Source organism: Acinetobacter sp. NIPH 1852, assembly GCF_022549455.1.
Lineage (GTDB): Bacteria > Pseudomonadota > Gammaproteobacteria > Pseudomonadales > Moraxellaceae > Acinetobacter.
Window position 1 is genome coordinate 42,939 of sequence record NZ_JAKZGG010000018.1, and the last position, 22,096, is coordinate 65,034.

A 22,096-nucleotide genomic window follows, 5' to 3' on the forward strand; every position below is an offset into this window, starting at 1 on the left:
TTTTCTACTTTTTTTTAAATAATTAAAAAGAATAAAGAAATAAGTAAGGCATGGGGCACATTTAGCCTTTAAAACAAAGCCATTCATTTCAAAAGCCGAAGAATCTATCTGATTTAGCAACCGATTAAGACTAAAAAAAACCTATTTTTTTTGCTAGACTCTATAGTATAAATTTTATGGATCTTATTCATGTCGATTAGAGATGAACGAAAACAACAGAGTCGTCAGGCTCTACTGGATGCAGCGCTCCATCTCAGCACGTCTGGGCGCTCATTTAGTAGTATTAGTTTGCGTGAAGTTGCTCGCGAAGTTGGTTTAGTACCAACCGCTTTTTATCGTCATTTCCAAGATATGGAGGCACTAGGTCAAGAACTGGTTGATCAGGTGTCATTGCATCTTAAGAGCTTGATTCATCAATTGGGTCAAAGCTATCTAAAACACAGCGGCGCAGCTAAAACTCGCAACAGTATCGAACTTTTTGTACAAGCCGTGAATCATAGCCCACAACAGTGGCAGTTTATGATTGCGGAACGTTGGGGTGGATCTGAAACGGTACGCATTGCTATCGCACGCGAGATTGAATTTCTGATTGAAGATTTGGCGGTTGATTTATACAAACTCGACACCTTTAAGCACATTAAAGAAGACAAATATCTACAAGTCCTCTCAACCATCTTGATCAACATGTCATTTACGTGGGCGATGACGTGGATCAATCTACCTAAACAATTTTCGATTGATGATTTATTAGAACAACAAAATTTGTTTATTGAGAATGCAACCACTCAAGTACGGTTGTTGTTTCGGGGTATCTCTAACTGGGAACCACAAAACGCTTGATCATATCGAAGACTCGGTTTGATATATAAAAGCATTGCTTAGCGTTAGTATGCATTAGACAATAATGCGATGCCGTTTAGAACACTATGAGGAGCTTATAAGCATCATGAATCCTGATCGTCATACTCAGTTCTTAATTCGTAAAGAAAAAATTTTACAGGTTGCTGAAAAGTTATTATTAGAAAATAACCAAGAAATGACCCTCGATGAACTGGTTGCCGAATTGGACATCGCCAAAGGAACCTTATACAAGCACTTCAGAAGTAAAAATGAATTATTGCTTGAGCTTATTATTCAAAATGAAAAAGAAATTTTAAAAATTTCAGACCAATACCATACTGATATCAAAGAATATGCGCCGCGCTATATGTTGCATCACCTTATGGCGCCTAGTCGTACTATTTTGCTGCATCAGCTAGAAGAACACTTGACCATGACGGAGTCTAAGCTGAAGCATCTCTTTGATGAGCTGTATGCGATTCGACAGCAACGTATTGTTTCACTCAAAGACATGACTGAGAAATATTTAAAATCACTCAATTATGATATGTCGATTCGTGATTATCTATCTTATATCTGGTCACTGACTTACGGCGCAGCACTATTACTTAATTCGAGCTATTACCAACGTTCAATTGGTTCTCGTGAAAAATTGATTAATTTATATGTCAACCAAGCTTTGTCTTTACCCACTCAAACTGTGAAAATTGACTTAACCGAGTTCCAACCAGAACAATAATAAATGCAAAAAAGGACTGTTGATACAGTCCTTTTTAGTCTAAAGCATTGGTAATTTACTTAGCTTTACGCTCTTTTTCTAATAAATAATCAACCACTTGAGTGACTTTAGCATCCTCACCCTGCACCACATATTTACCATTGACCACAACCGCTGGAACACCAGTCAACTGATATTGCTGTGCCAATTTATTTGACTCCGCGATTTTTGCAGTAATCGGGAACGAGTTAAACATGCTATTAAACTTCTGTTCAGGCACACCATAACGCGCAAAGAATTTTGCTTGAGACGCTTGATCAAAAATCTGCTGACCACCGTCATGGATGGCATGGAAAAGTGGAATATGGGTTTTCTTACGCACGCCTAAAGCTTCAGACACATAGTAACCACGAGCACCCTGTTCCCATACTTTATTCATGGCTGCTGGGGTGCGTAGGAAATAAACATCTTTTGGAATTTTCTTTAACCATGTTTGCATGTGCGGTTCAAGGTTAAAACAATGTCCACAACCGTACCAAAAAAATTCGCGCACTTCGAGTTGACCAGCAGGTGCAGTCGTTTTAACCGGATTTGCCACCACGGTATAATCTTTGCCTGCTACAAAATCTGCAGCCATTGCATTCATCGAAAATGAGATAACAGCCGTGCTTAAAACACCTAATACTAACTTTTTCATTGCCTTTGCTTTTCCTCTAAGCATTTTTCGTAAGTTTATATGCTAAATATAAAACAAACACGAGCAATTCGTTTTGCTTCTGTGAAGTTTTTTATTCGATTTATCGCTTTTTTTGCCAGAATCGCTACACTAAGCTAAGTTCAGAATCAAAATACTCTCTGAAATTAGATACTCGACAACGTCATCTGCAACCTGTTGGTTATCTACAATATATTGTTTTTGCAATAGATTAGATAAGTGAAAGAAGTGAACAGGTTTTGCAGATGACAATGGTTTTGCCTACTTTTCCCGAAAGAAAAGTAGGTCGAACCGAAGGTCTATCCCGAAATTGGATGAGAACTCGGCAAGACTCCGCCTAGTTCAACATTCTAGGAATTCGGTCAACCCCACATCTCCATAAAATACTGATAGAGGTACGTCCATGTCGCAATTGAATGTTGACCCGCAAGAAATCGCAAAATTTGAAGCATTGGCTGCCAAATGGTGGGATCAACATTCGGAGTTCCGTCCACTGCATCAAATCAACCCATTACGTCTTAACTGGATAGATGAACGCGTCGGCGGCTTGGCAGGCAAGAAAGTACTGGATGTCGGTTGTGGGGGTGGCATCTTGGCAGAAAGCATGGCACGTCGTGGTGCAGATGTATTGGGAATTGATATGGGTGAAGCGCCACTTGCTGTTGGACGCTTACATGCACAACAAGACAATGTGCAAAACATTGAATATCGTCAAATACCTGTAGAGCAACTGGCACAAGAGCAAGCTGGCCAATACGATGTGGTCACTTGCATGGAAATGATGGAGCACGTACCAGATCCAGCTTCTATCGTAAAAGCCTGTCAAACACTGGTAAAACCTGGTGGACACGTGTTCTTCTCCACCATTAACCGTAACCCAAAATCCTATTTATTCGCGATTATAGGCGCGGAATATGTGTTGCGTTTATTGCCTAAAGGCACGCATGACTATCATAAATTTATTCGCCCATCAGAAATGGCGCATGATATTCGCAGTGCAGGTCTAAGCCTAAAAGAGATGACCGGCTTACATTATAACCCCATCACCAAACATTATTGGTTAGCGCCGAATGTCGATGTCAACTACATGGTTTACACCATGAATACAGGTGCGTAATGAAAGCTGTTTTATTTGATCTTGATGGTACGCTGATTGACACGGCTACGGACTTTATTCGTATTATTCAGCAGATGTGTCGGGATGAGCAACGCCCAGTTGTAGATGCAGAAACCATTCGTACTCAAGTTTCTGAGGGTGCGCGTGCCATGGTGAAGTTGGTTTATCCAGAATTAGATGTCACTGATCCCGTGTTTCTCGCACACCGCCAACGCTTTTTAGATGCCTATGGCGACAATATCGTGGTCGATACCGACTTATTCGCAGACATGTATCCTTTACTTGAAGCGTTAGAAGCACATCAGATACCTTGGGGTATTGTGACCAATAAACCCCGTGGTTTAAGTGAGTTACTGCTCGCTGCATTACAACTGACAGAGCGTTGTGCGGTATTGGTTTGCCCAGAAGATGTCAGTAAGACCAAACCTGATCCTGAACCGATGTATTTAGCAGCAAAGCAGTTAGGTCTCGATGCCAAAGACATTATTTATGTTGGTGATCATCCACGTGATATAGACGCAGGTCGCAACGCAGACATGTATACCATCTTAGCGGCTTATGGCTATTTACCAGTCGAATCACGAGATAATCTCGCCGCTTGGCAAGCAGATGCAATTATTCAAACCGTCCCTGAACTTCATCAACTGCTCAAACAGAAAATCACGGTGTTGTCAGAAAATCAGGGTATGATGAGTTAAATAGGCAAGATAACAGGAGGCATAACAATGAAATATTCAGAATATCAACCTCGTCCAGATCTACTCAAAGATCGTATCATCCTGATTACTGGTGCGGGTGATGGTATTGGTCGAGCTGCTGCGATGAGTTATGCCCTACACGGCGCAACGGTTGTATTGCATGGCCGAACCCTCAATAAACTCGAAGTCATCTATGATGAAATCGAAGGTTTAGGTGCGCCACAACCTGCTATTTTACCTTTGCAACTTTCAACAGCGTCGAGCCATGACTATGAGCTTTTAGTTGATACGCTGCAACAGCAATTCGGACGTTTAGATGGCATTTTGCATAATGCAGGGATGTTAGGTGATCGCGTTGAGCTGGCAAATTATCCTGTAGATGTTTGGGATGATGTGATGGCGGTGAATTTACGTGCACCCTTTGCCATGACCCAAGCATTACTGCCTTTACTCGAACAATCTGAACATGCTTCTGTGATCTTTACCAGTTCAGGTGTGGGTCGTGAAGCGCGTGCTTTGTGGGGTGCGTATTCAGTTTCTAAGGTTGCGACTGAAGCCATGAGCAAAATTTTTGCTCTAGAAAATAGTTATGCAAATATTCGCTTTAATTGCATCAATCCAGGTGGAACACGTACCGCAATGCGTGCCAAAGCCTATCCCGATGAAGATCCTAAAGTATTGCCAACACCAGATAGCATCATGCCTGCATATCTTTATTTGATGGGCGATGATAGTTTAGAGATGAATGGGCAAAGCATTGATGCGCAAAGTTAATAACTTGATTAGAACAATTTAAAACAACATTGAAAACTGACCTTAAGTCTGCCTTTGTGATCGAAACTGGGAGAGATGCTCCATATTTTTAATCGAATACTGAATCGATCTTCACAGTTTCTCTGCATTTTTAAGGTACAGTTTTCACATGAGAGACATCCGATCTTAGGTGTATCATGAGAAATAAATTCATTATCTTAATCTTAGGTTCAGCCACCCTGTTTAGCAGCATGGTGAGTTTTGCAAATCCGCGTTTTGATCGTGATGACGATTCACGTGGTCATAAACACAGTCGCAATTTTGAACGTCCAGATAATGACAATCGTATGCGTGAACGCCGTATGCGTGAAGAACGTGGCGTGGAGCGGTTAAAACAACATCGCTGGCAAGCAGGCTATGTCATGCCTCAACATTATCGAGGCAATAGCTATAAGATTGATTATAAAGAGAATAATCTACCAAAACCGGGTCGAGATCAACAATGGTATAAAGTCAATAATGATTATATCTTAGTCAATTCCAATGATAATAGTATTGTTCGTATCATGGGTTTCTAAACACTTCACGCTCATTAAACTGAATAAAATTGAGCGGTTGTTTTAGGAATCGGTTTATCTTTTGGTTTTTTTAGTTAGAATCAGATTTATTGATGTATATCTGAGATCAGCATGGCGAATCAACTCACTGAAACTTCACAAAGTACAACACAAGATTATGTACATTGGTTTCGCCATTCTGCACCATATATCAATGCACACCGCCATAAAACCTTTGTACTGATGTTTAGTGGCGAAGCGGTCCAACACCAAAACTTCCAACATATCATTCATGATATTGCGCTCTTACACTCTCTCGGTATTCGCTTGATATTGGTGTATGGCGCACGCCCGCAAATCAATCAGAATCTACTTGAAAGAAAGATTGAAACGCCTTTTCATCAAAATCGCCGTATGACCACTCGTGAATCGTTGCCTGCGGTGATGAATGCCGTGGGTTCAATTCGTTTAGAGATTGAAGCGCTCCTTTCCATGGGATTGGCAAACTCGCCAATGTACGGCGCTCGCATTGATGTGGTTTCAGGTAATTTTGTCACGGCCAAGCCTTACGGTATTCGTGATGGCGTTGACTTCCAGTTGACAGGGGAAGTGCGTTCCATCGATACCGATGCGATTCAACGACATTTGGACAACCACAATATCGTATTATTAGGACCTACGGGCTACTCAACCACTGGTGAGGTCTTCAACTTATTGGCAGAAGAAGTAGCAACCAAAACGGCGACTGCATTAAACGCGGATAAGCTTATTTTCTTGGGCGAAAAACAGGGTCTAATGAATGAAAAACAACAATTATTACGTGAGTTAAGCCCTCGTCAACTTGAATCCTATATTCAACAATATCAAGCACACCATCCAGAATTTGCCCTGCATCTCAAACAAGCACAACAAGCCTCTTTATCTGGCGTGCATCGCGTGCATTTGATTTCTTATACCTATGATGGCGCGTTGATTGAGGAACTCTTTACCCGTGATGGGATTGGCACCATGATCACCGATGCACATTATGAAGAAGTGCGGATTGCCAATATCAACGATGTCGGTGGCTTAATTAATTTACTTCGCCCGCTTGAGCAAGAAGGGATTTTGGTTTACCGCTCTCGTGAACTGCTTGAAAGTGAAATCGAGCAATTTGCAGTAATTGAACGCGATGGAATGATCTTGGCATGTGCAGCACTCTACCCGATTTCATCGGCAGAAAATGAAACGCGTTCAGCTGAAATTGCCTGCGTTGCCGTGGACTCTAGCTACCGCAAATCCAATCGTGGCAGTCAAATTCTGCAATTCTTAGAAAACAAAGCCAAACAACAAGGGATTCAACAGCTATTTGTACTCACGACACGAACAGCGCACTGGTTTTTAGAACATGGCTTTGTACCCGCTCATATTGATGATTTACCCAATGCGCGCCAAGCCCTATATAACTACCAACGTAACTCGCTGGTGTTTAAAAAAGTACTGGCCTAATGAAACTGGAGATATTTTTATTTCTGATAAAGATATCTCTAATTCATGATGATTTCTGTTTAACAACGACGAGAACATCGATCCACTTTATCTATAAAAATAATAAAAATGATTTAAAACAATATCTTAATAAATTATAAATGATTTCCTGTTATTCACTCTAAAGATAAGATTATTCGATCTTCTATTTTGCACTTTTCATTATAAGTAATGCCCGATTATTTATTTTTTATGCATTAAAAAAAGTTTTAGCTTGGTTGCTCATCTTATTGAAGTCTTTTTGATTTTTCGGGGAGCACCACCAACATGGTCAATTCTATTCATCGCTCATGGGCAACATACACTTTTCTGGCAGTAAGTCTTGCCAGCGTGATCGGGATTGCAGGTTGTGCAAAAGAAACTGAGCAGCAAGACACCACAAAACAACAGACCACAACATTAAGCATCGGCTTTCAAAAATATGGCATCTTGCCGATTGTTAAAGCAAAGGGTGAATTAGAAAAAAGTCTTGCTGCTCAAGGTGTCCATGTCAAATGGGTTGAATTTCCTGCGGGTCCCCAGCTTTTAGAAGGTCTCAATGTTGGCAGTGTGGTTTTTGGTGAAGCAGGCGAAGCGCCTCCAATTTTTGCGCAAGCAGCCAATCCAAACTTGGTCTATGTCGCCAATCAGCCCCCTGCACCGACGGCTGAAGCGCTCATTGTGCAAAAAGACTCGACTATTCGATCCATACAAGATCTCCAAGGGAAACGTATTGCGCTCAATAAAGGCTCGAATGTCCACTACTTATTACTCAAGCTTTTAGAGGCAAATAAGCTCAGCTTAAATGACATTCAACCCGTCTATCTTCCACCCTCCGATGCCCGCGCTGCCTTTGAAAAAGGTGCGGTTGATGCTTGGGTGATTTGGGATCCTTTCTTCGCAGCGGCACAACATCAAATTCATGCTCGAGTAATTGCAAGTGGCGAACAGCTCGTCAGCAACCATCAGTTTTATTTAGCAGATCGCAAATTTGCGGAAAGTCATCCAGAAGCTCTAAAAACGCTGGTCAGTACCCTCAATCAAACCACAGATTGGGTTAAAAACCATCCTGACGATGCAGCAAAATTATTAGAAAAACCGACTGGACTGGGGTTTGATGTTTTAAAAACATCGATTTCACGTATGGGATTTGGTGTTCAGCCCATTTCTGCACAAGTCGCCAAAGAACAACAATATGTTGCCGATGCATTCTTTGCTCAGAAACTCATTCCAAAGCAATTGGTGATTCAAGATGCTGTACTTAAAAATGAAGTGAAATAAATTGCAGCTCCGACAATGTCCACAACCATATTGGCTAGTCCGTCAAAAGCAATATAAGGAAATCACAATGCAATATGCTCCACCGAACAAGAGTGATTGGTTTAAACATTTAAAATATCTATTGGTGATGACTAGCTTGAGTGCAGCATTTAGCAGTTCAGGTTGGGCGATTGATCCTACCGTTAAAGAACTGCGGATTGGTTTTCAAAAAAGCTCCATTAACTTTGCGATTGCCAAACAGCAAAAATTATTCGAGCAGGAGTTTCCAAATGCCAAAATTAGATGGAACGAATTTCCAGCAGGGCCACAAATTTTGGAGGCATTAGCCGTTGGTTCTCTGGATATTGGGGTTACGGGTGATACACCACCGGTCTATGCACAGGCAGCAGGCAAACCGTTATATTACTTCGCTTATGAGGCAGCCAAGCCACTTTCCTCCGCGCTTCTAGTACCTAAGAATTCAACACTCAAGCAACTGAAAGACCTGAAAGGCAAACGCATTGCTCTACAAAAAGGTTCAAGCTCACATTATTTGCTGGTGCAGGCTGTCCGTAAGGCAGGCTTGAAATGGAGCGATATTACGCCGATCTGGCTAACACCTGCTGACGCACGAGCTGCCTTTCAAAAAGGTGCAGTGGATGCTTGGGCAATTTGGGATCCTTACTATGCTTCAGCCCAATTGGAAGATCAAGCTAGGGTGCTGGCAACAGGCAACGGCTTGAGTCCAAATTATACCTTTTATCTAGCCGCACCGAGCTTCATACAGAAGCATCCCAAAGCGACGTTGGGCTTGATCAAGCAAATCAATGTAGCAGACAAATGGGTACAGTCCCATCAAGTGGAAACCGCAAAGAGTATTGGACAGAGTACAGGTCTAAACACCTCCACCAGTGAACTGTTTATTAAACGTCGCCCTCGTCCATCCGCAGCCGCTCCCCTCAACAGCAAAGTCATTGCGGAGCAACAACAATTAGCAGACATTTTTACCCAGCAAGGCCTTATTCCCAAATCGATCAATATCAAACAGGCAGTTTGGCTCGCTCCATAACTTATAGGAACCTCGACATGAATATTTTCTGGTTTATCCCCACTCACGGTGACAGTCGTTATTTAGGTACCAGTAAGGGTGCTCGTCAGGTCGATCATGCTTATATGAAACAAATTGCCGTTACAGTCGATCATTTAGGTTATGCCGGTGTTTTGATTCCAACAGGGCGCTCATGTGAAGACCCGTGGATCACGGCGGCGAGTTTAATCGATGCAACCAAACAACTTAAATTCCTCGTTGCATTACGTCCAGGGATCACCACAGCGTCACTCGCTGCGCGTATGGCAGCAACTTTTGATCGTTTGTCGAATGGTCGTATTCTCCTCAACCTTGTTACGGGCGGAGATGAGCAAGAATTAAAAGGTGATGGTCTGTATGAAGACCACAGCACTCGTTATCAGACAGCTTCTGAATATGTAAAAATTTGGCGAGAAATTCTCACTCGCTCGCATACAGGTGAATCATTTACTTTTCACGGCGAACGTCTCAGTGTCGATGATGCCAAACTGCTCTATCCACCCGTACAAAAGCCTTATCCACCTTTATGGTTCGGTGGTTCATCAGAGGAAGCAACTGAGCTTGCCGCTGAACAAGTGGATACCTATTTGACTTGGGGTGAGCCACCTGCTGCGGTGAAAGAAAAAATCGAACACTTGCGTGCCAAAGCTGCGGCTAAAGGACGTACGCTGAACTATGGTATTCGCTTACATGTCATCGTCCGCGAAAGCAATGAACAGGCTTGGGCTGCTGCGGATGAACTGATCCAATACCTCGACGATGAAACCATTGCCGCAGCACAGAAAAAATTTGCTCAAATGGATTCGGTTGGGCAACAACGCATGGCAGCGCTACATGGGGGCCGTAAAGATCAACTTGAAGTCTCACCTAACCTTTGGGCGGGTATTGGTTTAGTTCGTGGCGGTGCAGGAACTGCTTTAGTCGGTGATCCTGAAACAGTTGCAGCACGTATCCAAGAATATGCTGATTTGGGGATTGATACCTTTATTTTCTCTGGCTACCCACATCTAGAAGAATCAATTCGTTTTGCTGAATTGGTGTTCCCTTTACTGCCACTTAAAACTCGAGAGAAATTGGCACAACCGCATTTAACAGGACCATTTGGTGAAATCATTGCCAATAACTATGTGCCTGAGGTCAAGCAACCCAGAAAAGTGGTTAAGGAGAGCGTATGAGTGCACAGACGCTATTCAATGATGTTTCACGTGGAACAAAAAGTTTAGGGAGAGGTTTGCTGCCGTGGTTGTTCCCCATTTTATTGGTCATGATCTGGCAAATCGCCTCAAGTGTGGGTGTATTACAAAGTCGCGTGCTACCCGCACCAACGGCTGTCGTGAGTGCTTTTTGGCATTTATTGGTGAGTGGTGAGCTTTGGCAACATGTCAAAGTCAGCGCTGGTCGAGCGTTGTTGGGTTTATTGGTCGGGGGTGGTTTAGGGCTTATTTTAGGTCTTGTGAATGGTTCATCACGAATTGCTTCGACCTTGCTTGATACCACCTTACAGATGATCCGTAACATCCCAGCACTGGCACTGATTCCATTGGTGATTTTATGGTTCGGAATCGATGAAACGGCCAAACTATTCTTGGTTGCTGTCGGTGTATTTTTTCCGATGTATATCAATACCTACCACGGTATTCGCTCAGTCGATCCTCAACTGATTGAAATGGGTAAGAGTTACGGACTCAATCGCTGGCAACTCTATAAAGAGATTATTTTACCCAGTGCAATGCCTTCTATTTTGGTCGGGCTGCGTTTTTCTTTAGGGTTGGTTTGGGTCTTACTCATCGTGGCGGAAACCATTTCAGCGCAAGCAGGAATCGGCTATATGACCATGAATGCACGCGAGTTTTTACAAACAGATATCGTGTTGGTCGGCATTTTACTCTACGCCTTACTGGGCAAATTAGCGGACGTATTGGCACAAGCTTTAGAACATTATTTATTGCGCTGGCATGCAGGCTATCAAAAATAAAAAGGAGATGAATATGAGCAACTTAAATTTAAATTTCTTTGATGACAGCTTGATCCAACCTGTGGCTGAGCCAGAAACGCCAACCGCTCCCGCAAATGGTGCAGACATCTTGATTGAACAACTCTATAAGTTTTATGGCGAGGTCAAAGTTTTAGAAGATTTAGATCTGAATATTCAAGCTGGGGAGTTTGTTGCCATTGTAGGGCGTAGTGGTTGCGGCAAAAGCACACTACTGCGTCTGATTGCCCAACTGGAAAAACCAAGCTACGGTGAAATTAAATTCCAGTCTGCACGTAACTTTCGGGAAGGCATCACCAGTGCTGATATTCGAGTGATGTTTCAAGACCCTCGCTTGCTGCCATGGAAGAACATCTTACAAAATGTACAATTAGGTTTAACCAAAACCCAGCATCACCTAGCAGAAACGCTTTTAGCAAAAGTTGGTTTAAAAGACAAAGCGATGCAGTGGCCCGCACAACTTTCTGGGGGGCAGCGCCAACGGGCAGCTTTAGCGCGTGCCCTCTCCCATACGCCACGTATTCTGTTGCTGGATGAACCATTAGGGGCATTAGATGCACTGACGCGTTTGGAAATGCAAAAGCTCATTGAACAGTTGTGGAAAGAACAAGGCTTTACGGCGATTTTGGTCACCCATGATGTTAGTGAAGCAGTCCAACTTGCCGATCGGATTATTTTACTCGATCAAGGACACATCGCTCACAACTTTCAGGTCAACCTGCCACGTCCACGTAAAAAAAGTATTGCGTTTGCACAACTCGAACAGCACGTCCTAGATGCGGTTTTAGCTACCTGAAACCGTCTCATCGACTTTAAAATATAGTTAATACCATAAAAATGCGAAGTGCTTGCCCTTCAATGCAGCAGGAATAATTTACAAATCATGTAATTCAATTTTTAGATATCCATCATTTTCAAACACATCGTTACCGTTAATCTAAGAACTACATTTTTTTTAATAAAAAACTGTGTTCTTGTGCACAAAACCGACAATTTATCTTACAATGTCAATGACATTTTTTGAATCAAGCTCGCAGATGGAACAGAAAAAAAGTACACAAAAGCGCAATCAACTGCTGAATGCTGCCCTAGATGTTTTTTCCGTCTATGGGTTCAGTGGCGCTAGTTTGGATGAGATTGCACAACTCGCTAGTATGCACAAATCTAATATTTTCTATTACTATGAAAATAAAGAGTCTCTATACGTCGAGGTGCTAACCACGGTGTTGCAAAAGTGGCTTGCGCCCTTGCAAACATTGGAATCAGAACTTGAGCCGACCGAAGCACTCACCCACTATTTAATTCAAAAGCTAGAAAGCTCACGCGATCAACCGAAAGCATCGCGTTTGTTTGCACTGGAGATTATCCAAGGTGCACCGCATATTTTACCTATCTTAAAAGGTCCTTTGAAAAAGCTATTTAAACGCAAAACCAAAGTGATCCAAATTTGGCAAGAACAAGGTAAATTGTCTAAAGAAATTGATCCTGAACTGTTTATTATCAATATCTGGGCAATCACCCAAAACTATGCTGATTTTTCCACACAAATGGAAATGGTGACGGGTAAAACCTTGCGCAATCGCAGCATGTACCAACGCTCTGTTGAGCACACAGTACATTTGATGCTGTACGGCGCATTACCACGTTAAATTTTCTTCACAAGCCTTAATTTTAGCGATTGAAATACACTAAAAAAGCGACTTTGTTAGTCGCTTTTTCTTGCCAAATGATTACGCATAAGCCGTATTATATTAATTTTAGAAAAATTTAAGTATGTGGAAAATATATAAAGAAGAAAGTTCTGATCTTGGGTTTGCTATTGGGTGTCTATTTTCAGAAGCAATTAATTTAAATGAGTTTAGGCAATGGGTTGAGCTTTGTATTAACGATTTAAATCAAGATGAAATACCACTTTATATGTTTGATCTTATAGATTTCGAAGACTCATTAGCAATGATTCATTTAGTTATTGGATTTGTACCAGGCTCTGGACTATCAAAAAAAGAGAAAATAGCGTTAGAGGGCATTTCTTATATAAGGGGAATAGATATTTTTGACCCTATTTCTACGCAAGAACAATCCATTGAATACCTAAAGAAAAATCCCCATATATTAGAAAAATTTAAGCGAACTTTTCCTTTTATAAACTTCATTTAACATAATGGCGCTTATGCGAACTCGAAATAAAATAAAATTTTAATTTCAAGCACATACCAAAAAGTCCACTCTTACACGCTGTAACGTTTAATCTTTGCACTTAAAAATGCGCTTGATAAAATGCCAATAATTTCTGAGCACCCAAGAGTAAGTTCTCTTCCCAATCCAGATGGGCCGTATCATCCGCACCATCGGTAATATATTTGACTGAAATCAAGCGCACATCCAACTTACGGCAGACTTTTGCCAAAGCATAGCCTTCCATATCCACTAAATTACAGCTTACTTTCGGCTGTCCTGTTTCGAAGGAGTCTCCCGTTCCACAAACCCCTTTAGGTAAATACTCAAAATGGGGCTGTGCATGAATTTCGGCAGGAATATCATCATCCATTGGCGTGACACCCACCGCAAAACCTAAGGGAGACACATCCATATCCCGCTGCACAAATGTGATTACTTCAACCAGACTATGTGCATTAAAATGCGAACTCCCTGCACTACCCAAGTTAATTAAAGTCTTACATCCTGTTTTTTGAATCACCTCAAAGGCTTTAAATGCCGCATTGATTTTGCCAATTCCGCTGTAATGAACATTAATCCCCGCCTGTTCAAACAGACCTTTAGATTCATTTGGCAAAGCCATAATCAAGGCAACATCAGCACGCATACACTAGAACTCGTTTTAGGTGAAATTGAAAACCATATATAAAAAAAGCCGTGGTCTCCCACAGCTCAAATATTATTGCATCTTCTGCTGCAATGCGACCAAGCAAGGAGAGAAAAATAATTGGCCACTATATGCGCCCGCCACTGTTTTCTTCATTACCAAAGCCCATAAGCCAACTAAAAGTAGACTTAAAACCACAGCGACATACTGTAGCGCATCAATATGTAACTGATGTGCCAAATTAAAGATCGCTAAGATAAAGACCCCAAATGGAAAAGTCAGACCCCACCACCCTAAGTTAAATGGAATGCCAGTTCGTGCATGTCTCAGTGTGGTTAAAATGGCGATACCGAACCACCACACCCCAAAACCTAACAACACCAGACTCCCCACAATCCCGAGAGCAGGCAATAATATTGCTAAGCTTTCGAAACCCATGGCTTGCATGATCCGTGGTGCTTGTTCACCCAATAACAGTAAGGCCAACGCCCCTGTGCCAATCGGTCCTAAACACAACCAACTTGAGATCGCCACTTCTTTTTCAGGCAGTTGATGCAAGGCCAAGCGCAACATCAAAATCGTCAATACCGCAAAAGCAGGCAAAACAGAAATTCCCCACAACACATAACCCGTGATCAAAATATAAAAAGCATGTTGATCTGCTGCCAAATGTTGTACTAACAGACCCGCAGAGCTTGCTGCAACCTCACACGCCACGATCGGTAATAACCAAACTGCGGTCATACGATGTAAATGATGATCTTGACAGCTAAACATACAAAATGGCACGAGCCACGCAATCACAACGGCAAGAAACACATCGATGTACCAAAGATATTGTGCAATTTGAATGGCAATATCACCATATAACGCTGTACCAAAATTTAGAAAACCATTGGCAATCGTTGCCAAGCCCATCGGAATTGCACCCAAAAATAAGCTCATATTGGGATGCGTGAAAATCTGCTTGGCTTCTGCTGGAAACAGAATCCAACGTAAGATATAGAGAACACTAAAAGTGCTAAATAACAGAATATTGAACTGCCATAATTTGGTTGCCAGCATAAACATGAGCGATGACGCAAAAGGTAACTGTGCTAAAATCATTGCCACCACCCCCGTTCCCATGGTTGCAGTAAACCAGTTCGGGGTAAAATGACGAATCACATCTCTGCTCTGTTGTAACTGGTAAAATGGCTTTTTCATCTTTAGCTCTAAGTAAAGCGACGATAAGAGAATCTTAGTCTAATTTATTAATAAGAAAAATTGATTTATTTTTATTTAATGAATAAATTTAATTGATATACAATTCTTAAATATTGAAAATATCTTGTATAAAAACACAACAACAAGACGAAACGCTGAGAATATGGCAAAATACAGCCTTTGCAAAATTCGCTGAATTTAACGCCCATGAAGTTGCTTCGTCTCAACGCTTTATCGCCAGATTTTCAGTTACCGCCGACTGCGGTAACGATTGGCAATTTTGATGGTGTCCATTTAGGGCATCAAGCGATGATTGCTCAACTCAAAACATTGGCAGCAGCCAAAGGCTTAAAAACATTAGTGATGATTTTTGAGCCACAACCTCTCGAATTTTTTAAAGGCTATGATGCGCCACCACGCATTAGCTCTCTACGCGAAAAAGTAGAATATTTAACAGAGCTGGGCGTCGACTATATTGCTGTCGCCAAATTTGATCATTATTTTAGAAGTTTAAACGCCACCGAATTCGCTGAATTACTCAAACTCAAACTCAATGCCCAAAGCTTGGTATTAGGCGATGACTTTCATTTTGGCAAAGATCGTCAAGGCAATAGCAGTTTTTTACGCGATTATGGTTTTGATGTGATCAACCTTAATACCGTTGCCTTAAATGGTGACCGTGTTAGTTCAACGCGTATTCGTCAGGTCTTACAAGCAGGTGATCTTGCATTAGCAGCAAAGTTACTGGGTCGCCCTTATAGCATCACAGGTCGTGTGCAATACGGTGATCAAATCGGACGTACCCTTGATTTCCCAACGATTAATGTCCGCTTAAACCGCCATAAACCGTGTTTAAGTGGGATTTATGCTGTAGATGTCGTATGTGAAAATGCGTCACTTACAGCAAAAATAAAACATGCAGATCCTGCGTTAAATGGTATTGCAGGATACCAAGGTGACAGTTTGTTTGGCGCAGGTCATGTAGGGACACGCCCTGCGATTCAACAAGCTCAACCTGAATGGCGATTAGAGGTACATTTCCCCGATGTTTCTGCTAATCTGTATGGCTTATTAATGCGGGTAACCTTTCTTCACTATTTACATGGTGAACTGAATTATCCTTCGCTTGAAGCACTCAAAGCTGGAATTGATGATGATGTACAGCAGTTACGAGATTATCGTAAGCGTACACCAGAATTTCCTTTTTAAATTTAATTGTAAAACCTGTCAGTTTAGACTGATCAAACTGGAAGACAACTTGCATGAGCGATAAGCAAACTCCTGAAAATGCAGTGGATTATAAAACCACACTCAATTTGCCTGACACTCAATTTGCCATGAAGGCAAATTTGGCTGTGCGTGAAGCCAAATGGTTAGAAGAGTGGTATGCCGACAACATTTATCAGCAGATTCGTGCATCGCGTATTGGTAAGAAAAAATATATTTTGCATGATGGCCCTCCGTATGCGAACGGTACCATTCACTTAGGTCACGCCGTCAACAAAGTGCTTAAAGACATTATCGTCAAAAGTCGTACTTTGGCAGGTTTTGATGCGCCTTATGTACCCGGTTGGGACTGTCATGGTTTACCGATCGAACTTAAAGTTGAAGAAAAAGTCGGTAAAGTCGGTGAAAAAGTCGATGCTGCGACGTTCCGTAAGCACTGCCGTGAATATGCACAACAACAAATTGATATACAACGCGCTGATTTTAAACGCTTAGGGGTGTTAGGTGATTGGGATAATCCCTATCTGACCATGAACTTTAAGCAAGAAGCCGATATTGTACGTGCTTTAGGTCAAATTCAAAAAAATGGTCACGTTCAGCCGGGCTTAAAACCCGTGAACTGGTGCATGGACTGTGGCTCTGCCCTCGCTGAAGCTGAAGTTGAATACGAAGATAAAAAATCTGATGCGATTGACGTTGGTTTTACCGTTGTTGATCTCAAGGATTTAAGTGCGCGTCTAGGTGTAGAAGTCCAAGACGTGACTGATATCGTGATTTGGACCACCACACCGTGGACCTTGCCTGCCAACCAAGCCGTTGCATTACACGCTGAAATTGACTATCAGTTGGTTCAGGTCAGCACTGACCGCGCTAAACAAAACTTTATTTTGGCCAAAGATTTAGTTGAATCGGCGATTGAGCGTTACAAGCTTGAGCATCCTGTTGTTTTGGCTGATTTTACCGGTAACAAACTTGAAAACTTGTTGCTTCAGCATCCATTACTGGTAGATCGTCAAGTTCCAATCATTTTAGGTGAGCACGTTATTGCAACCAGCGGTACAGGGGCGGTACATACTGCACCTGGACATGGTGTGGATGACTATAAAGTCGGCTTACAATATAACCTTAAAGTCGATAACCCAGTGGGTGGCAACGGTGTGTATTTACCGACTGCCCCTATCTTTGCTGGCGAGCACATCTATAAAGCCAATCCAAAAATCATTGAAGCTTTAGGGGCGACAGGTCGTTTGTGGGCGCATCAACCGATCAAACACAGCTACCCACATTGCTGGCGTCATAAAACGCCGATTATCTTCCGTGCGACACCGCAATGGTTCATTAGCATGGATCAAGAAAACTTGCGTAGTAAAGCACTCCATGCAATCGAGAATGACATTGAGTTCGTACCAAGTTGGGGTAAGAGCCGTATTGAGTCAATGATTGATGGTCGTCCAGACTGGTGTATCTCTCGTCAACGGACTTGGGGTGTTCCAATCCCATTCTTCGTGCATAAAGACACCAATGAATTACACCCTCGCACCCCTGAATTGATCGAGGAAGTTGCGAAACTGATCGAGCAGGAAGGCATTGATGCGTGGTTTAATCGTGAAGCCAAAGATTTTATTGGTGCAGATGCTGAACAATATAATGCTATTCGCGATACCTTAGATGTATGGTTCGATTCAGGTACGACACACTATGCGGTGCTTGAACAACGTGAAGAACTGGAATGTCCTGCTGATTTATATCTAGAAGGTTCAGACCAACATCGTGGCTGGTTCCAATCTTCGCTACTCACTTCGATCGCAACCCATAATCGTGCACCCTATAAAGCATTGCTAACCCATGGCTTCACGGTTGATGAAAATGGTCGTAAACTCTCTAAATCATTGGGGAATTACATTCCATTAGAAGAAATCATCAAGCAATTGGGTGCAGATGGCTTACGCCTGTATGTTGCCTCTAGCGACTACCGCTATGAAATCGCAGCGAGTAAAGAAATCTTTAGTCGTGTCAGCGATAGCTATCGCCGTATTCGTAATACCTTACGTTTCTTACTTGCCAACTTAAATGGTTTTAAACCAAGTACCGATGCGCTCCCTGTAAACCAATTGATCGAGCTTGATCAATATATTTTACAACGTGCTCACGATGTACAAAAAACCATTGTTGCAGCTTATGAAGAAATGAACTTCCATGCGGTGTGTAGCGCATTAACCACGTTCTGTATTAACGATTTGGGTGGTTTCTATCTCGACATCATCAAAGATCGTCAATACACCACTAAAGCCGATTCACAAGCTCGTCTATCTGCTCAAACTGCGCTGTATCATATCGTTCAGGCCTTTGTCCGCTGGATGTCTCCTATCTTGAGCTTTACTGCGCAAGAAGCTTGGTCACTGATTCCAGAACAAACTGAAAAATACGTGTTCACCGCTGAATGGTATGACATCCCTGTTGCCTCAGCTGAAAGACAAATCACTGAAGCAGATTGGCAAACATTGATTAGCGTAAAGTCAGCAGTAAATAAACAGATCGAAGCAGCACGTAACGCTAAACTGGTGGGCAGTAACTTATCTGCTAAAGTTGAACTCTGGGCAGATGAAGCGCTAGAAAAAGTATTAAACCAATTGGCTAACGAACTCCGTTTCGTCTTGATCACCTCTCAAGTCATCGTTCACCCTTATGCTGAGCAAGGTGAAAGCACAGACCTTGCTGGTTTACGTGTTCGAATTTCGGCTGCTGAAGGTGAAAAATGTGTACGTTGCTGGCATGTATTGCCTGATGTAAATACACATGTTGGTCATGCTGGTTTATGCTCCCGCTGTATCGTCAACGTCACTGGCAGTGGCGAAGTGAGAAAGTATGCCTAATTCACAAACCAAAACGGGCTTGTTCCAATTTTACCCACACAATCTACTTTGGCTTGGACTTTCACTCCTCGCCATCGTGTTGGATCAATGGACCAAATGGATTGCGAGCTCGCATTTAAATTATGCAGATCCTATTCCAGTATTGCCTTTTCTAAATTGGACATTACTGCATAATTATGGCGCAGCATTTAGCTTCTTATCTGACGCTGGTGGATGGCAACGCTACTTTTTTACGTCGTTAGCAGCTTTAGTTTCAGTCATTTTTATTTTCTGGCTGATGCGTATGCCGAAGAAAATGGTCGTTTTACCGATGGCGATTGCATTGATTCTTGGTGGTGCGATTGGTAATTTAATTGACCGCGTTAGTTTGGGCTATGTGGTGGACTTTATCCATGTTTACTATCAAAACAGCCACTTCCCAGCGTTCAATATTGCAGACAGTGCCATTACCTTAGGGACTATTTTGCTATTGATTGATACCTTCTTCCTTGAAAAGAAACGCAACCAAAACAAGGATGCATAACATGACTGACATTATCCAACCAAACGAAGAAACGCGTATCCAAGATGGCTCAAAAGTTGATTTGCATTTTTCTGTTTCGATTGAAAATGGTGTTGAGATTGACAACACACGTGGCCGTGAAGAGCCCGTCAGTCTTGTGATTGGTGATGGTAACTTGTTACCTGGATTTGAAAAGGCTTTATTTGGCTTACGTGCAGGCGACCGTCGTACCGTACATTTGCCACCTGAAGATGCTTTTGGTCCTTGGAATCCTGAAAATATCCAAACCTTTGATACAGTAAAGTTTGAGCAACCTCCAATCGTTGGTCATATGATTGAATTCGAAGATAAAGCCAAAGCAAGCTTGTTTGGTATCGTGAAATCAGTCAATGATGACATCACAGAGATCGATTTTAATCATCCATTGGCAGGGAAAAACATTACTTTTGAGGTCGAAATCTTTAAAGTCACCCCTGCGGGTCAGCAAGCCATTAAACTGATGTAACACAAAAGCTCTCAAATGAGAGCTTTTTTTATCCCTCAAGATAAGTATAAGATTATTTAGACCTTCTCATATTCGTGAAAATTAAATCGTCAAACAAATAAATTATAGGAATTAATAAATGCTCATTCATATTGTTGTTGGAAGTGTTCGTGAAGGACGCACTGCGATTAAAGTAGCCAATTGGCTACAGCAGGCGATTACAGCATTTTCATTGGAAAACATCCAAACAGAAATCGTAGACTTGAAAGAATGGGATCTGCCTATTTTTGCAGGTGCTCACCCTCCTGCCACAGGAATTTATGATCAACCCAAACAACAACAGTGGGCCGATAAAATTGCAACTGCTGATGCTTTTATCTTGATTAGCCCTGAATATAATCATGGTTATAGCCCAGCGCTTAAGAATGCATTGGACTACTTAGGTAAGGAATGGCAAGGTAAACCTGCTGCTTACATCGGTTATGGCTCAACCAATGGTTCTCGTTCAATTGATCAGATCCGTCAGGTGGGTACACAACTTGGCATGATTGATTCTAATGCGACCTTAGAAATTCGGGATATTTTCAAACGTAATAAAGAACAAACCTTTGAAGCAAATGAATTTGAGGTGAAGGGTTTGAAAGGAATGGTTGAGAAATTAAAGAAATATCATTCAGCCTCACTGTAAGCCTGAACGTACAGTGATCGGGGTCATTGACGGATATACAGTGCTCCGTATTCACTTTAATATACAAATCATACAGAGACAGGAAGTCTCCTTCAGAATAACAAGACCCACAGGAAGTGGTTGTTTATAGGAAGTAAGCAACAATAAACTAAATACGAAAAAAGCCCCATCAGGATGATGGGGCTTTTTTTATTACTTTTATTAGTATGTAACAGAACTAGACATCTTGTCTTTTAAGATACAATCTGCCACTTAAAGCACTACATTTCTCCCGCTTTTGCATTGCTAACCTAACTAAAAGCAATCTCGAGGAGAAACTACGATGGCTAAAAAAGTATTATTTATAACTTCAAATGTAGGTGTTGAACACGATGAACTTATCCAGCCCCTTGAGTTCTTAAAAGCTAAAGGGATTGAAGTCATACATGCCGCAGAGACATCTCAAAAAGTACAAACAGTGAAAAGTGATAAAGAAATAGGGCCTATTTATTCCCCTCAAACGTCTTTAGATCAGGTTTCGGCAGAAGATTATGACATTTTGATCATTCCGGGCGGTACTGTAAATGCAGATAGTCTTCGCCTCAATAAAACAGCACACAAAATTATTCAATATTTTACTGATCAGAAAAAACCTATTGCTGCAATTTGTCATGCACCTTGGATTCTAATCAATGCAGAGCGAATCAAAGATAAGAATCTAACCTCATATAAAAGTATTCGCTTAGATCTTGAAAATGCAGGAGCGAATTGGGTGAATGAAGCTGTACATCGCTGTAACACCAATGACTGGCCTCTGATTACCTCACGTTGCCCAGATGACATTCCGCAGTTTAACGAAGCAATTCTAAAAGAGCTTACTCAAACCTAAGATTAGAGTTTAGTCTATTTTTCTACTAATAATTTTACTTTTCATTCCCCAATAAAAAACCTCCCAACATAAGTTGGGAGGTTTAGTATTTAAAAGCTGGCGATGACTTACTCTCACATGGCAAGTGCCACACTACCATCAGCGCGAAGAGGTTTCACTTCTGAGTTCGGGAAGGGATCA

23 protein-coding genes are annotated in these 22,096 nt (G+C 41.8%); 20 read left to right on the forward strand and 3 right to left on the reverse strand.

The genetic code is table 11. From position 1 onward, the window contains the following. Positions 1-189: 189 nt before the first annotated feature. Both MMO38_RS13400 and MMO38_RS13405 read left to right on the forward strand, forming a co-directional pair. The gene (locus tag MMO38_RS13400) at positions 190-840 is read left to right on the forward strand and encodes a TetR family transcriptional regulator (RefSeq protein ID WP_121930435.1); all 651 of its coding nucleotides are present in this window, start codon (positions 190-192) and stop codon (positions 838-840) included. 106 nt (positions 841-946) lie between these two features. Then, complete coding sequence (locus MMO38_RS13405) at positions 947-1,579, forward strand: TetR/AcrR family transcriptional regulator (RefSeq protein ID WP_241323861.1); 633 nt, start codon at positions 947-949, stop codon at positions 1,577-1,579. 55 nt (positions 1,580-1,634) lie between these two features. Here MMO38_RS13405 and MMO38_RS13410 read toward each other — a convergent pair whose 3' ends face one another. After that, positions 1,635-2,255, reverse strand: a complete 621-nt coding sequence (locus MMO38_RS13410; protein ID WP_004667924.1) for a thiol:disulfide interchange protein DsbA/DsbL — start codon at positions 2,253-2,255, stop codon at positions 1,635-1,637. Between the two features lie 421 nt (positions 2,256-2,676). On the opposite strand from MMO38_RS13410, the gene ubiG reads away from it, so the two are divergent. The 12 genes from ubiG (at position 2,677) to MMO38_RS13470 (ending at position 13,401) form a co-directional block, all read left to right on the forward strand. Then, positions 2,677-3,390, forward strand: coding sequence for a bifunctional 2-polyprenyl-6-hydroxyphenol methylase/3-demethylubiquinol 3-O-methyltransferase UbiG (gene ubiG / locus MMO38_RS13415; RefSeq protein WP_241323862.1), 714 nt, complete (start codon positions 2,677-2,679; stop codon positions 3,388-3,390). Continuing rightward, positions 3,390-4,088 carry an HAD-IA family hydrolase gene (locus MMO38_RS13420; RefSeq protein ID WP_241323863.1) on the forward strand — a complete coding sequence of 233 codons (699 nt, stop codon included), beginning with the start codon at positions 3,390-3,392 and terminating at the stop codon, positions 4,086-4,088. The genes ubiG and MMO38_RS13420 overlap by 1 nt, the downstream gene beginning before the upstream one ends. A 27-nt stretch (positions 4,089-4,115) precedes the next feature. Continuing rightward, positions 4,116-4,862 carry a YciK family oxidoreductase gene (locus MMO38_RS13425; RefSeq protein WP_241323864.1) on the forward strand — a complete coding sequence of 249 codons (747 nt, stop codon included), beginning with the start codon at positions 4,116-4,118 and terminating at the stop codon, positions 4,860-4,862. A gap of 176 nt (positions 4,863-5,038) precedes the next feature. After that, on the forward strand, positions 5,039-5,419 hold the full coding sequence (locus tag MMO38_RS13430; protein WP_004667917.1) for an RcnB family protein: 381 nt from the start codon (positions 5,039-5,041) through the stop codon (positions 5,417-5,419). Positions 5,420-5,530: 111 nt separating this feature from the next. Continuing rightward, complete coding sequence (gene argA / locus MMO38_RS13435; RefSeq protein WP_241323865.1) at positions 5,531-6,886, forward strand: amino-acid N-acetyltransferase; 1,356 nt, start codon at positions 5,531-5,533, stop codon at positions 6,884-6,886. Positions 6,887-7,192: 306 nt separating this feature from the next. Next, entirely contained in the window at positions 7,193-8,185 is a 993-nt protein-coding gene (locus tag MMO38_RS13440) for a sulfonate ABC transporter substrate-binding protein (RefSeq protein WP_241323866.1), read from the forward strand. Between the two features lie 67 nt (positions 8,186-8,252). After that, entirely contained in the window at positions 8,253-9,233 is a 981-nt protein-coding gene (locus MMO38_RS13445; RefSeq protein WP_241323867.1) for a sulfonate ABC transporter substrate-binding protein, read from the forward strand. Positions 9,234-9,250: 17 nt separating this feature from the next. Then, entirely contained in the window at positions 9,251-10,426 is a 1,176-nt protein-coding gene (gene ssuD, locus MMO38_RS13450) for an FMNH2-dependent alkanesulfonate monooxygenase (RefSeq protein ID WP_241323868.1), read from the forward strand. Next, positions 10,423-11,226, forward strand: a complete 804-nt coding sequence (ssuC, locus tag MMO38_RS13455) for an aliphatic sulfonate ABC transporter permease SsuC (RefSeq protein ID WP_241323869.1) — start codon at positions 10,423-10,425, stop codon at positions 11,224-11,226. The genes ssuD and ssuC overlap by 4 nt, the downstream gene beginning before the upstream one ends. 13 nt (positions 11,227-11,239) lie before the next feature. Continuing rightward, on the forward strand, positions 11,240-12,040 hold the full coding sequence (locus MMO38_RS13460) for an ATP-binding cassette domain-containing protein (protein WP_241323870.1): 801 nt from the start codon (positions 11,240-11,242) through the stop codon (positions 12,038-12,040). A gap of 241 nt (positions 12,041-12,281) precedes the next feature. After that, complete coding sequence (locus MMO38_RS13465; RefSeq protein WP_004667910.1) at positions 12,282-12,893, forward strand: TetR/AcrR family transcriptional regulator; 612 nt, start codon at positions 12,282-12,284, stop codon at positions 12,891-12,893. A gap of 124 nt (positions 12,894-13,017) precedes the next feature. Next, positions 13,018-13,401: a hypothetical protein gene (locus MMO38_RS13470; RefSeq protein ID WP_241323871.1), complete on the forward strand. Its 384-nt coding sequence runs from the start codon at positions 13,018-13,020 to the stop codon at positions 13,399-13,401. 100 nt (positions 13,402-13,501) lie between these two features. On the opposite strand, the gene MMO38_RS13475 is transcribed toward MMO38_RS13470, so the two are convergent. After that, positions 13,502-14,068, reverse strand: a complete 567-nt coding sequence (locus MMO38_RS13475) for a 5'-nucleosidase (protein WP_241323872.1) — start codon at positions 14,066-14,068, stop codon at positions 13,502-13,504. Between the two features lie 72 nt (positions 14,069-14,140). Further along, on the reverse strand, positions 14,141-15,274 hold the full coding sequence (locus MMO38_RS13480) for a TDT family transporter (protein WP_241323873.1): 1,134 nt from the start codon (positions 15,272-15,274) through the stop codon (positions 14,141-14,143). A 207-nt stretch (positions 15,275-15,481) separates the two neighbouring features. Here MMO38_RS13480 and ribF point away from each other — a divergent pair, with 207 nt between their 5' ends. From ribF to MMO38_RS13510, 6 genes are all read left to right on the forward strand, one after another. After that, entirely contained in the window at positions 15,482-16,483 is a 1,002-nt protein-coding gene (gene ribF / locus MMO38_RS13485) for a riboflavin biosynthesis protein RibF (protein ID WP_241323874.1), read from the forward strand. 53 nt (positions 16,484-16,536) lie between these two features. Continuing rightward, positions 16,537-19,374: an isoleucine--tRNA ligase gene (ileS, locus tag MMO38_RS13490; RefSeq protein ID WP_241323875.1), complete on the forward strand. Its 2,838-nt coding sequence runs from the start codon at positions 16,537-16,539 to the stop codon at positions 19,372-19,374. Continuing rightward, a complete protein-coding gene (lspA, locus tag MMO38_RS13495; protein ID WP_241323876.1) occupies positions 19,367-19,897 on the forward strand; it encodes a signal peptidase II in 531 nt (176 codons plus the stop codon). The genes ileS and lspA overlap by 8 nt, the downstream gene beginning before the upstream one ends. A gap of 1 nt (position 19,898) precedes the next feature. Continuing rightward, entirely contained in the window at positions 19,899-20,381 is a 483-nt protein-coding gene (locus MMO38_RS13500; RefSeq protein WP_004667902.1) for a peptidylprolyl isomerase, read from the forward strand. A 118-nt stretch (positions 20,382-20,499) separates the two neighbouring features. Beyond that, positions 20,500-21,048 (forward strand): NAD(P)H-dependent oxidoreductase, encoded by a 549-nt coding sequence (locus MMO38_RS13505; RefSeq protein WP_241323877.1) that lies wholly within the window; start codon positions 20,500-20,502, stop codon positions 21,046-21,048. Between the two features lie 322 nt (positions 21,049-21,370). Continuing rightward, complete coding sequence (locus MMO38_RS13510) at positions 21,371-21,916, forward strand: type 1 glutamine amidotransferase domain-containing protein (RefSeq protein WP_241323878.1); 546 nt, start codon at positions 21,371-21,373, stop codon at positions 21,914-21,916. Positions 21,917-22,096 lie beyond the last annotated feature (180 nt).

Coding starts and splice junctions, on each gene's coding strand:
- MMO38_RS13400 (WP_121930435.1), top strand. CDS start 190: ATGTCGATTAGAGATGAACGAAAACAACAGAGTCGTCAGGCTCTACTG.
- MMO38_RS13405 (WP_241323861.1), top strand. CDS start 947: ATGAATCCTGATCGTCATACTCAGTTCTTAATTCGTAAAGAAAAAATT.
- MMO38_RS13410 (WP_004667924.1), bottom strand. CDS start 2,255: ATGAAAAAGTTAGTATTAGGTGTTTTAAGCACGGCTGTTATCTCATTT.
- ubiG (WP_241323862.1), top strand. CDS start 2,677: ATGTCGCAATTGAATGTTGACCCGCAAGAAATCGCAAAATTTGAAGCA.
- MMO38_RS13420 (WP_241323863.1), top strand. CDS start 3,390: ATGAAAGCTGTTTTATTTGATCTTGATGGTACGCTGATTGACACGGCT.
- MMO38_RS13425 (WP_241323864.1), top strand. CDS start 4,116: ATGAAATATTCAGAATATCAACCTCGTCCAGATCTACTCAAAGATCGT.
- MMO38_RS13430 (WP_004667917.1), top strand. CDS start 5,039: ATGAGAAATAAATTCATTATCTTAATCTTAGGTTCAGCCACCCTGTTT.
- argA (WP_241323865.1), top strand. CDS start 5,531: ATGGCGAATCAACTCACTGAAACTTCACAAAGTACAACACAAGATTAT.
- MMO38_RS13440 (WP_241323866.1), top strand. CDS start 7,193: ATGGTCAATTCTATTCATCGCTCATGGGCAACATACACTTTTCTGGCA.
- MMO38_RS13445 (WP_241323867.1), top strand. CDS start 8,253: ATGCAATATGCTCCACCGAACAAGAGTGATTGGTTTAAACATTTAAAA.
- ssuD (WP_241323868.1), top strand. CDS start 9,251: ATGAATATTTTCTGGTTTATCCCCACTCACGGTGACAGTCGTTATTTA.
- ssuC (WP_241323869.1), top strand. CDS start 10,423: ATGAGTGCACAGACGCTATTCAATGATGTTTCACGTGGAACAAAAAGT.
- MMO38_RS13460 (WP_241323870.1), top strand. CDS start 11,240: ATGAGCAACTTAAATTTAAATTTCTTTGATGACAGCTTGATCCAACCT.
- MMO38_RS13465 (WP_004667910.1), top strand. CDS start 12,282: ATGGAACAGAAAAAAAGTACACAAAAGCGCAATCAACTGCTGAATGCT.
- MMO38_RS13470 (WP_241323871.1), top strand. CDS start 13,018: ATGTGGAAAATATATAAAGAAGAAAGTTCTGATCTTGGGTTTGCTATT.
- MMO38_RS13475 (WP_241323872.1), bottom strand. CDS start 14,068: ATGCGTGCTGATGTTGCCTTGATTATGGCTTTGCCAAATGAATCTAAA.
- MMO38_RS13480 (WP_241323873.1), bottom strand. CDS start 15,274: ATGAAAAAGCCATTTTACCAGTTACAACAGAGCAGAGATGTGATTCGT.
- ribF (WP_241323874.1), top strand. CDS start 15,482: ATGAAGTTGCTTCGTCTCAACGCTTTATCGCCAGATTTTCAGTTACCG.
- ileS (WP_241323875.1), top strand. CDS start 16,537: ATGAGCGATAAGCAAACTCCTGAAAATGCAGTGGATTATAAAACCACA.
- lspA (WP_241323876.1), top strand. CDS start 19,367: ATGCCTAATTCACAAACCAAAACGGGCTTGTTCCAATTTTACCCACAC.
- MMO38_RS13500 (WP_004667902.1), top strand. CDS start 19,899: ATGACTGACATTATCCAACCAAACGAAGAAACGCGTATCCAAGATGGC.
- MMO38_RS13505 (WP_241323877.1), top strand. CDS start 20,500: ATGCTCATTCATATTGTTGTTGGAAGTGTTCGTGAAGGACGCACTGCG.
- MMO38_RS13510 (WP_241323878.1), top strand. CDS start 21,371: ATGGCTAAAAAAGTATTATTTATAACTTCAAATGTAGGTGTTGAACAC.